We start from the raw sequence: 15,168 nt of genomic DNA, 5'->3' as shown, positions 1-15,168 counted from the left end.
CAGACGCCCCGTTTGCCCGTCAGAGTATAGAGCTGCGCCCTAAAAAGCGCTTCAAAGCTGAGCCAGGCGGCGCAGCTGCTTTTTAATCCGCGCTTTGACGCAGCCGTAGGCGTCCGACGTCGCTGCCTGATGCCCCCGTTGCAAGCCGGCAGCATGCGGGCCATTATCGCTATGGCTCTGCGCATCGCCGCGAAAAGACAGCGTCAACAGAACGAGCAGTGTCGCCACGCCTGTATATATCAGCCGCCGCGAGGTGCCCGCGAGCGGGGAACCGTCAGTCTGCATGTTTCGCGCCCTCTGTCATGATTTCGAATGGCTGCAAAATAACTGAAATTCCCTCTTGCTCCCTTAACGCGAGATTAAAGCCAGATTAAGGTTTGCTTAAGAACGTGCAGGCAGTGCAGGTTTCCCCGTTGTCTTCCCGTCAACGTTATAGTTAGATAAGCGCGACTCAAAGATCTCAGCGGAAAAAACGTGAACATACTGTTGGTGGAAGACGACCTGCAATTAGGCAAGGCGCTGTGCCGCGCATTGGAGCTGGCCGGCTTTAATTTATGCTGGGTGCGCCTGCTCGCCGACGCGGAAAATAAACTTTCATCCGGCGGGTTCGATTTGATGCTGTTGGATCTCACGCTGCCGGACGGCGACGGTTTGCAGAAGCTGATCGCCTGGCGGGCCGCCGGGCAAAATATCCCGATCATCATCCTGACCGCTCGCGACCGCATCGAAAGCCTGGTGAACAGCCTGGACTCCGGCGCGGACGACTTTCTGGCCAAACCCTTTGCGCTACTCGAACTCATCTCGCGCGTCAAGGCGGTCAACCGGCGTATGGCCGGCTTTGCTTCGCAAACCTGGAGCCTCGGCACGCTGTATCTCGATCCGGTCAACCATCAGGTGACGCTGGATAACGAGCTGCTGATGCTGTCGAAAAAAGAGTATCACCTGCTGCATGAACTGATGCGCTGCGCCGGCACCGTGGTGCGCAAAGCGGTGTTGGAGCAGCGGCTGTTCGGCCACGGCGACAGTGTGGAAAGCAACTCGCTGGAAGTGCACATGCATAATTTACGGCGCAAGATCGGTAAAGAAAGGATTATTACCGTACGCGGCATTGGTTATTTGCTGAAGAAAGAGTAGCGGCATGATCGGTTTTAAATCCTTCTTTATGCGCACCATTATTTTCCAGGTGCTGGCCATTTTATTATTGTGGGGGCTCCTCGTCGCCTGGGTGAAATATTGGTATTACCCCGACATGGAGAAATATTTCGATAATCAGCAACGTATCGTCGCCGCAGGCATCGCCAATATTCTCGATGAAACCGGCACTGACAATATCGATTATCTCGGCATCATCAAGACCATTGAAGGCATGTACATTGATTCCATCAATAATGGCATGCAGGATCAAATCGACTATCACCCGCTGTTCGTGGTTTATGATCGGGACAACCGGATGCTTTACAGTTCGCTGACGCAGGGAGAACCGCTGCGCCTGCCGCCTTCAGTGCTGTCCGGCTCCGTTAAATACGCCGGCGCCAACTGGCATCTCGCCGGCAGTTGGAGCGAAAAGCGTCAGTATCGGGTCATCGTCGGCGAATCGTTCAACGATCGCACCACGCAGTTCGGCAATCCGGCGGAAAGCACCGCCGTACCGCTGCTGGGCATTCTGGCAGCCATCATCGTCACCTTGTTATTTACCGCCTATTTCAGCCTGCGGCCGCTGCGCCAGATCGCCCGCACCATCTCCGATCGCCAGCCGGGCAACCTATCGCCGATCAATGTCAGCGAGCAGTATCAGGAAATCCGGCCGGTGGTGGTGGAGGTCAACAAACTGATGGCACGCATCGACGCCGCCAATCAGCGCGAGAAACGCTTTATGGCCGATGCGGCGCACGAACTGCGCACGCCGATCGCCGCCGTGCTGGCGCAGCTGCATCTGCTGACCCAGGTCAGCGAGCAGCAGGAGCGCCGGGAGATCATCGGCGACATGCAGCAGGGGCTGGATCGCGCGGCGTCGCTGTCGCGCCAGCTGATCAACCTGGCCAAGCTGGAGGCGGAAGATTTTCCGCTGAAAATCGAGGCGGTGGACATCTACGCAGAGATCGGAAAATGCATCGCGCAGCACGTCCCCTATGCGCTGGAAAAGGATGTGGAACTCTCGCTCGACGGCAGCGAGGACGTGGTGGTAACCACCGATCGCCATGCGCTGATCGCCATCTTCACCAACCTGCTGGACAACGCACTCAAGTACGCGCCGCCCGGCAGCCGCATCGAAGCCCATATCCGTTCGCTGGCACCGCTCGGCTGCTATATTACGTTGCGCGACAACGGCCCCGGAGTGAGCGAAGAGCACCTTCCGCGCCTGTTTGAACGCTTTTACCGCGTGCCCGGCACGCAGCAGACCGGCAGCGGACTGGGATTGGCCATCGCCCGGAACCTGGCCGACAAGATCGGCGCGCAGCTGCGCGTCACCGAAGGCCTCGACGATCGCGGCATCGGTTTTATTATCGATTTGCCGGAAAGTTACCGGCCACAGACTGAGAGTGAACAACGATCATGAGCGCCCCTGTCCTGCTGCAACGGCAGCAACTCGACCGACTATGGGATATTGACCGCAGCGAAATTATCGACACCCTGTATCGCCTGCAGGACGGTAAACTGCAAGCCTACCCGGACTACTACGACGTGCGCGGTTGGGATCCGCACGACCGGGAAACCTATACGCCGATCCATGAAGCCTGCTTCGATCGCGGCGGCGCGTTTTTCGCGCGCTTCGAAGGCGAGGAGATCGTGGCGGCGGCGGCGCTGGATACCGAGCCGCGCGGCCCGCAGCGGGATCTGCGCCAGCTGCTGTTCTTTTACGTCAGCGCGCACAAACGCGGCCAGGGATTAGGCAAGCAGCTGTTCCAGCTCTGCCTGCGTCAGGTGGCGCAAGAAGGCGCCGCCGGGCTGTACGTCTCCTCCATCCCCAACAAAAGCACCGTAGACTTCTATCTGGCGCAAGGGTGCCGGCTCATCGAGCGCCCGGATGCCGAGCTGTTCGCCCGCGAGCCGGAGGATATTCACCTGGTCTGCCCTTGCTAGCGGCAGGAACTTAGCGGGCGATGCGTATCACCGAACGCACGTCGCTTTTCTTGTTCAGATCCCATACCTCGGCGATCTCCGCCAGCGCGTGCTCCTGCGTCTCGATAGTGAGCGCGCCCGTCGCCGCCAGCGCCAGAATTTCGGTCGCGTAGCGCTGCATCTCCGGGATCGGCGGGAAGTTGCCGGTGCCGCTGCCGAGGATCTGCAGCTGATTGCTGCGCAGCACCGCCGCCGGCAGCCGGATGTCCGGCGCGGCCATCGAGCCGACGTTGACCAGGCGAATGCCGCGCCCGCCGGCGTAAGACGAGAGATCGTGATTATTGAGCGTCGCGAGCAGCGCTTCGGTCGCCGGACCCCAGATATAATCGACGATCACCTGATAACCGCCCGACCCCGCCGCCGCCGCGAAGGCCTGCGTCAGCGCCTCGCCCTGCAGGCTCAGATCCACCGTGGCATCCACGCCCAACGCTTCCAGCACGCTCAGCCGACGGCCGGCGGCAACGATGCGCCCGGCTCCCGCCTGACGCGCCGCGGCGACCGCCAGTTTGCCCGAGGTGCCGGTAGCGCCGATGATCAGCACCGTTTCACCGGGCTGCAGATCCGCCCGCCAGCGCAGCGGCAGCCAGGCGGCGAAGGCCGGATTGATCAGCGCCGCCGCCGTGGCGTCGTCCACCGCCTCCGGCACCGGCACCGTCCATGACGCGACGCTGCGCTCAGCCATCGCGCCGTAAGGGCGGCGGAAGGAGGCGAAATACACCCGTTGCCCGTCGGCCGTCCGGCCCACGCCGTCGGTGCCGGGTACGATCGGCAACTGCTTGGGGCTGGAGTAATGGGTGCCGGCGACGGTGGCGCGATCCAGCTGTTTGATGCCGGCCGCCAGAACGTCGATCGGCACTTCATTCGCCTGCGCCTGAGGCTCCTCAAAGGTGCCGAAAACCGGGGCTTGCCCCAGCGCTGTTACGATTGCCGCTTGCATGGTGACTCCTCAAATCGTGGGAACGTACGGGAAAGAATAGGCCGCAATAAAATAAAAAGGGACACCGCATGATGCGGTGTCCCCCGAACACAAACTTTGCCGAACGTGTTATTCGTAGTCGCTCATCGGCACGCAAGAGCAGAACAGGTTACGGTCGCCGTACACGTCATCCAGACGCTTAACGCTCGGCCAGTACTTATTCTCGCGCACGCCGGCCACCGGGAACACCGCCAGCTCACGGCTGTACGGGTGCTGCCAGTCGTTAACCAGCTCAGCCTGCACGTGCGGCGCATTCACCAGCGGGTTGTCTTCCAGCGGCCATTCGCCTTTGGCGACGCGGTCGATCTCGCTGCGGATCGCCAGCATCGCATCGATAAAGCGATCCAGCTCCACTTTGCTTTCCGACTCGGTCGGCTCGACCATCAGCGTGCCCGCCACCGGGAACGACATGGTCGGCGCGTGGAAGCCGAAGTCGATCAGGCGCTTGGCGATGTCCATTTCGCTGATACCGGTCTCTTCCTTCAGCGGACGAATATCAAGGATACATTCGTGCGCCACGCGGTGATCGCGGCCGGTATACAGAATCGGATAGGCGTCTTTCAGGCGGGTAGCGATGTAGTTGGCATTCAGGATCGCCATCTGGCTGGCCTGCTTCAGGCCTTCCGCGCCCATCATGCGGATGTACATCCAGCTGATAGGCAGGATGGAGGCGCTGCCGAACGGCGCCGCGGAGACCGCGCCCTGCTGGGTGGTTACGCCGTCGATCTGCACGACGCTGTGGCCCGGCACAAACGGCGCCAGGTGCGCTTTCACGCCGATCGGGCCCATGCCCGGGCCGCCGCCGCCGTGCGGGATGCAGAAGGTTTTATGCAGGTTGAGGTGCGAAACGTCCGCGCCGATGTAGCCTGGCGTGGTGATACCCACCTGGGCGTTCATGTTGGCGCCGTCCAGATACACCTGGCCGCCGAACTGATGCACGATCTGGCACACTTCGCGGATGGTTTCTTCATACACGCCGTGGGTCGACGGGTAGGTCACCATGATGCAAGAGAGCTCTTCGCCCGCCTGCTCCGCCTTGACGCGCAGATCGTGCAGATCGATGTTGCCGTTCTTGTCGCAGGCAACCACCACCACGCTCATGCCCGCCATCTGGGCGGAGGCCGGGTTGGTGCCGTGCGCGGAGCTCGGGATCAGGCAGACGTGGCGGCCCGCTTCGTTGCGGCTTTCGTGGTAGCGGCGGATCGCCAGCAGGCCGGCGTATTCGCCCTGCGCGCCGGAGTTCGGCTGCATGCACACCGCGTCATAGCCGGTCAGCTGCACCAGCCACTGAGACAGTTGGCCGATCATCTGCTGGTAGCCGGCAGCCTGCTCCGGCGGGCAGAACGGGTGCAGCTCGGAGAATTCAGGCCAGGTGATCGGGATCATTTCCGCCGCGGCGTTCAATTTCATGGTGCAAGAGCCCAGCGGGATCATCGCCTGGTTCAGCGCCAGATCTTTGCGCTCCAGGCGATGCATATAGCGCATCATCTCGGTTTCGCTGTGATAGCGGTTGAATACCGGGTGGGTCAGGATCGGATCCTGACGCAGCATGGCGGCCGGGATCGATTGACTGCTCTTGCTCACCGCCGCGTCCAGCGCGTCGATGTCCAGGCCGTGGTTGTCGCCGGCCAGCAGTGCGAACAGCGTCTGCACGTCTTCGCGCGAGGTGGCTTCGTCCAGCGTGATGCCTACGGCGCCGTGGATATCGGTACGCAGGTTGATGCCGAAGCTCAGCGCGCGTTCCAGCACCGCCGCTTTGTCTTTCACCTCAACGGTCAGGGTGTCGAACCAGGTGTTGTGGCGCAGCGTCAGGCCGGCCTTCTGCAGCCCGGCAGCCAGAATGTCGGTCAGGCGATGGATACGCCCGGCGATGCGCTGCAGCCCTTGCGGGCCGTGATATACCGCATACAGGCTGGCGATGTTGGCCAGCAGCACCTGCGAGGTACAGATATTCGAGTTGGCCTTTTCGCGGCGGATATGCTGCTCGCGGGTCTGCATCGCCATGCGCAGCGCGGTGTTGCCGGCGGCATCGCGGGAAACGCCGATGATGCGGCCCGGCATCGAGCGCTTGAACTCGTCGCGGCAGGCGAAGAAGGCGGCATGCGGGCCGCCGTAGCCCATCGGCACGCCGAAGCGCTGCGCGGAGCCGAACACCACGTCGGCGCCCTGCTTGCCCGGCGCTGTCAGCAGCACCAGGGCCATGATGTCGGCGGCCACGCTGGTGATGATTTTGCGCGATTTCAGTTCGGCCAGCAGCGCGCTGTAGTCGTGCAGCTCGCCGGAGGTGCCCACCTGTTGCAGCAGCACGCCGAACACGCCGTCCAGCTCCAGCACTTTTTCCGCTTTATCGACGATGACGTCGAAGCCGAAGGTTTCGGCGCGGGTGCGCACCACGTCCAGCGTCTGCGGATGCACGTCGTCAGCCACGAAGAAGCGGTTGGCGTCTTTCAGCTTGCTGGCGCGTTTGGCCAAGGCCATCGCTTCGGCGGCGGCGGTAGCTTCATCCAGCAGCGAAGCGGAAGCCAGATCCAGGCCGGTCAGATCGAGGGTCACGGTCTGGAAGTTCAGCAGCGCTTCCAGACGGCCCTGCGACACTTCCGGCTGATAAGGGGTGTAAGCGGTGTACCAGCCCGGATTTTCCAGCATGTTGCGCAGGATCACCGGCGGCGTCAGCACGGCGCTGTAGCCCATGCCGATATAGGATTTGTAGCGCTGATTCTGCGAGGCGATCGCCTTCAGCTCAGCCAGCGCCTGGTGTTCGGTCGCCGCATCGCCGACCGGCGGCGGCCCCGGCAGCTGAATGTCCGCCGGCACGATCTGTTGGATCAGCGCGCTGAGCGAGCGAGCGCCCACCGCTGCCAGCAACTCCTGGCGTTGTTCCGCAGAAGAGCCGATGTGGCGTTCGATGAACGCTTCGCTGTGTTCGAGTTGGCTGAGTGTCTGGGTCATTGCTACAAATTCCTGAATGCTTGCGTGATACGGGATATAGCTTGAGCGGTAACTAAAACGCCCCGACCGAAAGGCCTGGGGCGTGGTCACGATTACTCGTCGATCGAGGCCTGATAAGCCGCGGCGTCCAGCAGGTTCGCCAGTTCGCCTTCGTCGGCGGCTTTAATCTGGAACAGGAAGCCGTCACCGTAAGGTTCGCTGTTGACCAGCTCCGGGGAGCTTTCCAGCTCGCCGTTCACCGCCACGATTTCGCCGCTGATTGGCGCGTAAATGTCCGATGCCGCCTTGACGGACTCCGCCACGGCGCAATCTTCACCGGCGGCGACGCGGCGGCCCACTTCCGGCAGATCGACAAACACCATATCGCCCAGCAGTTCCTGCGCGTGTTCGGTGATGCCTACGGTGTAAACGCCGTTACCTTCTGCACGAACCCACTCGTGGGAGGATGCGTATTTCAATTCTGTTGGCACATTGCTCATCGCCGGTTACTCCTTCGAAGAAATAAAAGAATCAATCAATAAAAAATCAATTTGTCAGCGGCTTGCCGGCGCGAACGAAACCGGGCTTGGTCACTTTGACCGGCATTTCACGGTTGCGGATCTGCACGATGGCCTGCTCGCCGATACCTGCCGGCACGCGCGCCAGCGCGATGCTGAAGCCCAGCGTCGGAGAGAACGAACCGCTGGTGATCACGCCTTCGTGAGTTTGTCCCGCCGCGTCGGTGAAACGCACCGGCAGCTCATTACGTAATACGCCTTTTTCCGTCATGATCAAGCCGACCAGTTGCTCGGTGCCCTGCTCGCGCTGTTGTTCCAGCGCTTCGCGGCCGATGAAACGGCGATCTTCCGGCTGCCAGGCGATGGTCCAGCCCATGTTGGCGGCCAGCGGCGAAACGCCTTCGTCCATCTCTTGCCCGTAGAGGTTCATGCCCGCTTCCAGACGCAGCGTGTCGCGCGCGCCCAGACCGGCCGGCTTGACGCCCGCGGCCAGCAATTTTTGCCAGAAATCCGCCGCCTGATCTTTCGGCAGCGCGATCTCATAGCCGGCCTCGCCGGTGTAACCGGTGGTGGCGATGAACAGCTCGCCGGCCTGTACGCCGAAGAATGGCTTCATGCCTTCGACCGCGCTTTTTTGTTCCGGGGTGAACAACGTGCCGGCGCGCTCTTTGGCCTGCGGGCCCTGCACCGCGATCAGCGCCAGATCGTCGCGCACCGTCAGCGCGACGCCATACGGCGCGGCGTGCTCTTCGATCCAGGCCAGGTCTTTGTCGCGCGTGGCGGAGTTCACCACCAGGCGGAAATAGTCTTCAGTGAGGAAATAAACGATCAGGTCGTCAATCACGCCGCCGGAGGCATTCAGCATGCCGGTGTACAGCGCCTTGCCGGGTTGGGTCAGTTTGGCGACGTCGTTCGCCAGCAGGTAGCGCAGGAACTCGCGGGTGCGGGCGCCGTGCAGATCCACAATGGTCATGTGAGACACGTCGAACATGCCGGCATCCTGACGCACCGCGTGGTGCTCATCAAGCTGCGAGCCGTAGTGCAGCGGCATCATCCAGCCGTGAAAGTCTACCATGCGCGCACCGCACGCCACGTGCTGGTCGTACAGTGGGGTTTGCTTTGCCATCTTTTCCCTCTTTCCACTCGTCGCTAGAAGTTAGGGTGCTGCCACGCAATGCGGCGGAGCCTGGCTCGCGGCCCGATCGCCATGGCGCACTGACTGCTCAACACAAATGCTGCGCCGGGACGGGCGGAAACTGCGTGCAACCGCCGTGACGCAAACGATACCTTTCCCTCGAACTTATCACCGAACGACCACATTAACCATAAGTTAAAATAGGCTCATCGCCGTTCCGGGACGGTAAAATGCCGGGCTAGTGTGCAGAGTTTTTCACTGGAAAAATGCGCTTTAAGGCACAAAATTAACAATTAAAGCGGCAAAACTCCGAAGTTATATAACAAACCGACGGCCGCGCATGAGATTCCGACTTTTGATAACCGAACATGGAATTAGAAAAAGTAATGATAAAAAGCGGCTGGAATTAGATTATTTCAAATGAAGGGTTATATAAGGAAAGACGATGGCATAAGGCAAGAAGCGCGAGCCCGCGGAGGGCTCGCAGAAGGCAGGATGTCAGGCAAGCCACTCGGGCAGATCGTTCAGGCCCATCGCCTGACGCACCAGCTTCGGCTTGACGCCCGGCAGGCTGTCCGCCAGCCGCAGGCCCACGTCGCGCAGCAGCTTTTTGACCGGGTGGTTGCCGTCGAACAATTCGCGGAATCCCTGCATGCTGGCCAGCATTACCGCCGCGCCATGTTTGCGGCGGCGCTCATAGCGGCGCAGATAGAGGTGCTGGCCGATATCCTTGCCCTGCCGCTGCAGGCGGCGCAGTTCGGAAATCAGCTCGGCGGCGTCCATAAAGCCCAGATTCACGCCCTGCCCGGCCAATGGATGCACGGTATGCGCCGCATCGCCCACCAGCGCCAGGCGGTGCGCGGCGAAACTGCGCGCATAGCGGCCGGTCAGCGGGAACGCCAGCCGTTCGCTTTCCAGGCTGCAAGCCCCCAGGCGCATGTCGAAGGCCATCGCCAGTTCGCGGTTGAACTGCGCCGGTTCCAGCTGCTTGAGCCGCTCGGCCTCTTCCGGCGTCACCGACCAGACGATGGAGCTCAAATGCGGATCGCTGAACGGCAGGAACGCCAGAATGCCGTCGCCGTGGAAAATTTGCCGCGCCGTCGCCTGATGCGGCTCTTCGGTGCGAATGGTGGCGACCAGCGCATGGTGGCGGTAATCCCAGAAGGTAAGCGGAATGTCGGCATGCTGACGCAGCCACGACTGGGCGCCGTCGGCGCCGATCACCAGGCGGGCGGTCAGCATGCGGCCGTCCTCCAGCGTGACGAAAGCGTCGTTCTCGCCCCACGCCACCTGTTTGAGCGCGGCCGGGGTAATCAGCGTGATGTCCGACAGGCTTTCGGCGCGTTTCCACAGCGCCTGCTGGATCACCGAGTTTTCGATGATGTGGCCAAGATGGCTGAAGCCGCACTCGTCGCCGCGGAAGGCGATTTTGCCAAAGCTGTCGCGATCCCACACTTCCATCGCGTTGTAGGCGCTGGCGCGCAGCTGGAGAATGTCGTCCCACACGCCGATGTGCTGCAGCAAACGCTCGCTGGCGGCATTGATGGCGGAGACCCGCAGCGCAGGCTGCTCCGACGGCGGCGCCATATCCGGCTGGCGCTGCTCCAGCACCGCCACGCGCAGCCCGCTGCCCTGCAGGCCGCAGGCCAACGCCAGCCCCACCATACCGCCACCGGCGATAATCACGTCAAATGATTGCATGCTGCTCGATTTCCTTAAATAACGCGCGACGCCTTGCCGCGCCGCGTTTTGGGCGCGCCACAGGGCGCCCGATTCTGTGTCTAACGTTCCACCCAGCCCAGCGTGCGCTTGGCGAAGGCGTCGCGCACCGCCGGCAAACGCTCCATCGCCATCAGCCCCAGGTTGCGGCCGACCACCAGCGGGGCATAACGGTTGGCGAACAGGCGGATCAATCCGTCGGTCACGCCGATCGTCGCCTGCTGATCGTTTTGCCGCCGCTGCTGATAGCGGCTCAGCAGCGCATAACCACCGGCGTCTTCGCCGCTGTTCACCGCTTCTGCCAGCGTTTCCGCCAGCGACATCACGTCGCGCAGACCGAGGTTGAACCCCTGCCCGGCGATCGGATGCAGCGTCTGCGCCGCGTTGCCCACCAGCGCCAGACGATGGCTGACATGGCGATCGGCGGTCAGCAGGCTGAGCGGATAGCTGTGCCGTTTACCGGCCTTGAGGATGCGCCCCAGCCGCCAGCCGAAGGCCTGTTGCAGCTCGGCGATAAAACGCTCGTCGTCCCAGGCATCCACCCGGGCGCGATCTTCGCGCGCATGGCACCACACCAAAGAACTGCGCCCCTGCGACATCGGCAGCAGCGCCAGCGGCCCGTAGCGGGTAAAGCGCTCGAAGGCGCGCCCCTGCGGATCTTCCGCCGTGGTGACGTTGGCGATGGTGGCGAACTGCGGATAGTCCTCCTGCCGCCACTGCACGTTGCAGGCCTGCGCCAGCGCCGAACGCGAACCGTCGGCCGCCACCAGCAGTTGCCCGCACAGGCGCAGACCGGTATCCAGTTGTACTTCCGCCCGCTCGGCGGTGCGAATCACGTCCACCACCCGCGCGGGGCAGTGCAGCGTAACGCCCGGCGCCTTCGCCAGTAGCGCAAACAGCCGCTGCCCGGCGTCGTGCAGTTCGATCACCTGGCCAAGCGCATCGACCTGATAATCCTGCGCCTGCAGATTCACGAAACCGGCGTGGCCGCGATCGCTGACGTGCACCTGAGCGATCGGCGTAGCGCAATCGCGCAGCGCCGGCCAAACGCCGATGCGCGCCAGCTGTTGGCAGGTGCCCTGCGCCAGTGCGATGGCGCGGGCGTCAAAGCCCGGATGGCTGCGGTCATCCGGCCGAGTCGCCTCGACCAGATCCACCGCCATTCTTCCCTGAGTAAGCGACGAGATAGCCAGCGCCAGCGTCGCGCCCGCCATACCGCCACCAACGATAATTACGCTCATTTTATGACCTTGTCGCCGCCATCAACGCTTCGATGGCATCGGCGTCTTTCACTACGGTAGCGGTCAGGTTTTCATTGCCGTCGGCGGTGATCACGATGTCGTCCTCGATGCGGATGCCGATGCCGCGGTATTCCGCCGGCACGTCCGCATCCGGCGCAATGTACAGCCCCGGTTCCACGGTCAGTACCATGCCCGGCTCCAGCAGCCGATCGCGGCTCGGCGTGCCGTAGTGGCCGACGTCGTGCACGTCGAGGCCCAGCCAGTGGCTCAGCCCGTGCATGAAGAACTGCCGGTGCGCCTGCTCGGCGATCAGCTGATCGACTTCACCTTTCAATACGCCCAGTTCCACCAGCCCGACCACCATGATGCGCACCACTTCGTCGTTGACTTCGCGGATGCTGGTGCCGGGTTTAAACAGTTCCAAAGCGCGCTGCAGCGACGCCAGCACGATGTCGTACACCGCGCGCTGCGGCTTGCTGAACTTGCCGTTGACCGGGAAGGTGCGGGTGATGTCGCCGGCGTACCCCTGGTACTCACAACCGGCGTCGATCAGCACCAGATCGCCGTCGCGCATCTGGCTCTCGTTCTCGGTGTAATGCAGGATACAGCCGTTTTCGCCACTGCCGACGATGGTGTTGTAAGAGGGGTAGCGGGCACCGAGGCGGGTGAATTCATGGTGAATTTCCGCTTCCAGCTGGTATTCGAACATGCCCGGGCGGCATTTTTCCATCGCGCGGGTGTGCGCCAGCGCGCTGATCTCACCGGCGCGGCGCATCACCGCCAGCTCTTCCGGCGATTTGAACAGGCGCATGTCATGCAGCCACGGCCGCCAGTCGGTCACGGTGGCCGGCGCCTGCAGATTCTGGCGGAACCCCTTGCGCAGCTTGTCCAGCGCGCCGAACAGGATCTGATCGGCATAGGCGTATTCGCCCTGCGCGTGGTAGACCACGTCCAGGCCGTTGAGCAGCAGGTGCAGCTGGTCATTGATTTCATCGAACGGCAGCGCGCGATCCACGCCCAGCTTCGCCGGCGCGGCGTCTTGCCCCAGGCGGCGGCCAAACCAGATTTCCGCCGTCAGATCGCGCACCCGGTTGAACAGCACGCTGTGGTTGTGCGTTTCGTCGCTTTTGATCAGCACCAGCACCGCTTCCGGCTCATTGAAGCCGGTCAGGTACCAAAAGTCGCTGTTCTGCCGATAGGGATAGTCTGAATCTGCACTGCGCGTCGTTTCCGGCGCAGAGAAAATAACCGCCGCGCTGGCCGGCGCCATTTTCGCCAACAGCGCCTGACGGCGGTTGTTGAATTCCTGCTGAGTCATTACCTTCTCCTGAAATCATGCCATCCGCATCGCCGGCGGAGGGCCGATAGGACGTTTAGTGCAACGTCGGTTTGATGTTTTCCGGCGCCGTTGGCTTGTGACGGGTGAATTCGCCGTAGCACATGATGGCGGCAACCCGCACATACTCCGCCACTTCTTCCAGCGACTGCTCCAATTCTTCCTGATCTTCGTCTTCGTCGTAGCCCAGCTGCGCGATGTTGCGCAGATCGTCGATCGCTTCACCGACTTCGTCTTTCACCAGGGCCAGCTTGGGCTGCATCATGCCCAGCCCGAGCAGGAAGTGGTTGACCCAACCGGCCAGCGCGTCGGCGCGATCGAACACGCTGACGGCTTCCCCTTCCGGCAACATCAGTTGGAACAGGAATTCGTCGTCTTCCAGCGTTTCGCGCGTCACTTCATACAGCTGTTGCAGCGGTTGGCTGAGCGCCTGCGGGAAGGCGACGCCTTCGTTGGTCAGATCGTGCACCAGCGCCTGCCAGCCGGCATCACGGCTGCCGCCGCACAGCAGGCCGCTGATCAGGCCGTGCATTTCTGCCGCGGTCAGCGCCACCGACTGCTGGTTGAGGGCCACGGTCAAAGATTGGTAACTTGGAAATGTATTCTGTATAGACATGCGCATTCGTCATCGTTGGCAGGATAAGTTCGTGTTATGCTACCACCAAGGTCCGTCGCTATACCAGATAAGCGCGACACCTCAGTGGCTAGTTATAATCGCGATGTGGCAGGTTTCACACTGCGCCGTCAGGTGGCGAAAGTGCGGTAAATACGCATTTTGAAACCCTTTTTTGACTGGCAATGTGCGCCACAGTAGATTACAACCAGGTACTGAAAAAGGGGTTGTATCTTGGTACCGAGGTATATATAGTGGCGCCCGCTTTGACGGCCCGGCCAGGGCGGACAAGGCTGGCGCGAAATTTAGGCAGGAAGGTGGCATGTCTGCACAACCGGTAGATATTCAAATTTTTGGCCGCTCGTTAAGAGTCAATTGCCCGCCAGAACAACAAGATGCGTTGAATATGGCGGCGGACGATCTTAACCAACGGTTGCAAGATCTTAAAGTTCGCACTAGAGTCTCCAATACTGAGCAACTGGTTTTCATCGCGGCATTGAACGTCTGTCACGAACTTGCTCAAGAACGGTTGAAAACCCGTGACTATGCGTCCAATATGGAACAACGCATACGGATGCTGCAGCAGACCATTGAACAAGCGTTGCTTGAACAAGGTCGCATCTCTGAACGTCAGGATGCACAATTCGAATAACTTAAGTTGTTGAAATCACAGTTTCGGCAACGAGTACAAAATTTCTCTGAGATGTTCGCCAGCGGGCCAGTCCCCTGAGCCGATATTTAGTACAAACAGAATGTGTTGCTCCGCGATCGGTGAGCACGCTCGGTGCGCCGAGAAGCCTTAAGATTGCGACGGCACGTTCACCTTGAACCATGGGTTCAAGGGTTACAGCCTGCGACGGCATCTCGGAGATTCCCCTTCTCAGCAGTTTATGTGTGCCGAACGCCACACTGAGCAAGCCTGATACGATGCCTTTTCAACCCCAATTTGCGCAGCAGCGCCAAGCCATTCGTCAACTCATACGCCAACGTCGGCGCGAGCTTACGCCGGGCCAGCAACGCTTTGCCGCAGACAAGATAGCCGAGCGCCTCGTCGCGCATACGCACATTAAGGCGGCGCACAGCATCGCGGTATTCCTGTCGTTTGACGGTGAACTCGACACCGGGCCGCTGATCGAGCAACTGTGGACGCTCGGTAAACGGGTTTACCTGCCGGTGCTGCACCCGTTCAGCCCTGGCCACCTGCTGTTCCTGCGCTATGCGCCGGAAACGCCGCTGGTGCGCAATCGCTTCAATATTCTCGAACCGCGCCTCGATGTGCGCCAGGTGCTGCCGCTGGGCGAGCTGGACGTCGTGCTGACGCCGCTGGTGGCGTTCGATCATACCGGGCAACGTCTGGGCATGGGCGGCGGCTTTTACGATCGCACCCTGCAAAACTGGCGCAGCGGCGGCCCTTATCCTATCGGCCTGGCCCATGATTGCCAGCAGGTGGAGCGCCTGCCGATCGAGCACTGGGATATCCCGCTGCCGGAAATCCTCACCCCGCTCTGCAGCTGGGCGTGGCACGAGCCCAAATAGCAAAAGGCCGGATCGCTCCGGCCTTTTTTGTTGCGGCGAGCCGCCG

At 61.6% G+C, this 15,168-nt stretch carries 14 protein-coding genes and 1 other RNA gene; 6 read left to right on the top strand and 9 right to left on the bottom strand.

Translation table 11 applies throughout. The features are described 5' to 3' along the window. Window positions 1–51: 51 nt before the first annotated feature. Complete coding sequence (locus ACJ8IM_RS23990; RefSeq protein ID WP_033635850.1) at window positions 52–285, bottom strand: hypothetical protein; 234 nt, start codon at window positions 283–285, stop codon at window positions 52–54. 189 nt (window positions 286–474) lie between these two features. Between ACJ8IM_RS23990 and ACJ8IM_RS23985 the strand changes: the two genes are divergently transcribed. From ACJ8IM_RS23985 to ACJ8IM_RS23975, 3 genes are read left to right on the top strand one after another with little or no spacing between them, the layout of a single operon-like run. Further along, on the top strand, window positions 475–1,134 hold the full coding sequence (locus ACJ8IM_RS23985) for a response regulator (RefSeq protein WP_033654056.1): 660 nt from the start codon (window positions 475–477) through the stop codon (window positions 1,132–1,134). Window positions 1,135–1,138: 4 nt separating this feature from the next. After that, entirely contained in the window at window positions 1,139–2,557 is a 1,419-nt protein-coding gene (locus ACJ8IM_RS23980; RefSeq protein ID WP_033635852.1) for an ATP-binding protein, read from the top strand. Next, entirely contained in the window at window positions 2,554–3,081 is a 528-nt protein-coding gene (locus ACJ8IM_RS23975; RefSeq protein ID WP_033654055.1) for a GNAT family N-acetyltransferase, read from the top strand. Before ACJ8IM_RS23980 ends, ACJ8IM_RS23975 begins: the two co-directional genes overlap by 4 nt. Before the next feature lie 10 nt (window positions 3,082–3,091). On the opposite strand, the gene ACJ8IM_RS23970 is transcribed toward ACJ8IM_RS23975, so the two are convergent. From ACJ8IM_RS23970 to ACJ8IM_RS23935, 8 genes are all read right to left on the bottom strand, one after another. Beyond that, the gene (locus ACJ8IM_RS23970) at window positions 3,092–4,057 is read right to left on the bottom strand and encodes a quinone oxidoreductase family protein (RefSeq protein ID WP_033654054.1); all 966 of its coding nucleotides are present in this window, start codon (window positions 4,055–4,057) and stop codon (window positions 3,092–3,094) included. Window positions 4,058–4,165: 108 nt separating this feature from the next. Then, entirely contained in the window at window positions 4,166–7,045 is a 2,880-nt protein-coding gene (gene gcvP / locus ACJ8IM_RS23965; RefSeq protein ID WP_101455657.1) for an aminomethyl-transferring glycine dehydrogenase, read from the bottom strand. A 92-nt stretch (window positions 7,046–7,137) separates the two neighbouring features. Further along, entirely contained in the window at window positions 7,138–7,524 is a 387-nt protein-coding gene (gene gcvH / locus ACJ8IM_RS23960; RefSeq protein ID WP_033635856.1) for a glycine cleavage system protein GcvH, read from the bottom strand. Between the two features lie 46 nt (window positions 7,525–7,570). Then, window positions 7,571–8,668, bottom strand: coding sequence for a glycine cleavage system aminomethyltransferase GcvT (gcvT, locus tag ACJ8IM_RS23955; RefSeq protein WP_033635857.1), 1,098 nt, complete (start codon window positions 8,666–8,668; stop codon window positions 7,571–7,573). Between the two features lie 507 nt (window positions 8,669–9,175). After that, complete coding sequence (gene ubiI, locus ACJ8IM_RS23950; RefSeq protein WP_101455658.1) at window positions 9,176–10,378, bottom strand: FAD-dependent 2-octaprenylphenol hydroxylase; 1,203 nt, start codon at window positions 10,376–10,378, stop codon at window positions 9,176–9,178. An 80-nt stretch (window positions 10,379–10,458) separates the two neighbouring features. Then, window positions 10,459–11,637, bottom strand: a complete 1,179-nt coding sequence (ubiH, locus tag ACJ8IM_RS23945; RefSeq protein WP_101455659.1) for a 2-octaprenyl-6-methoxyphenyl hydroxylase — start codon at window positions 11,635–11,637, stop codon at window positions 10,459–10,461. A gap of 1 nt (window position 11,638) precedes the next feature. Beyond that, entirely contained in the window at window positions 11,639–12,955 is a 1,317-nt protein-coding gene (gene pepP, locus ACJ8IM_RS23940; protein ID WP_033654049.1) for a Xaa-Pro aminopeptidase, read from the bottom strand. A gap of 55 nt (window positions 12,956–13,010) precedes the next feature. After that, window positions 13,011–13,589 (bottom strand): YecA/YgfB family protein, encoded by a 579-nt coding sequence (locus ACJ8IM_RS23935; protein ID WP_033654048.1) that lies wholly within the window; start codon window positions 13,587–13,589, stop codon window positions 13,011–13,013. A gap of 319 nt (window positions 13,590–13,908) precedes the next feature. Here ACJ8IM_RS23935 and zapA point away from each other — a divergent pair, with 319 nt between their 5' ends. From zapA to ACJ8IM_RS23920, 3 genes are all read left to right on the top strand, one after another. Then, window positions 13,909–14,238: a cell division protein ZapA gene (gene zapA, locus ACJ8IM_RS23930; RefSeq protein ID WP_004931621.1), complete on the top strand. Its 330-nt coding sequence runs from the start codon at window positions 13,909–13,911 to the stop codon at window positions 14,236–14,238. A gap of 40 nt (window positions 14,239–14,278) precedes the next feature. Next, window positions 14,279–14,461, top strand: a non-coding RNA gene (ssrS, locus tag ACJ8IM_RS23925) — 6S RNA. A gap of 52 nt (window positions 14,462–14,513) precedes the next feature. Continuing rightward, entirely contained in the window at window positions 14,514–15,122 is a 609-nt protein-coding gene (locus ACJ8IM_RS23920; protein ID WP_033638575.1) for a 5-formyltetrahydrofolate cyclo-ligase, read from the top strand. The last annotated feature ends 46 nt before the right edge of the window (window positions 15,123–15,168 follow it).

This window comes from Serratia sp. CY33525 (assembly GCF_052169115.1).
In the GTDB taxonomy this organism is placed as follows: domain Bacteria; phylum Pseudomonadota; class Gammaproteobacteria; order Enterobacterales; family Enterobacteriaceae; genus Serratia; species Serratia sarumanii.
This window is presented reverse-complemented; position numbering and strand designations above follow the sequence as displayed.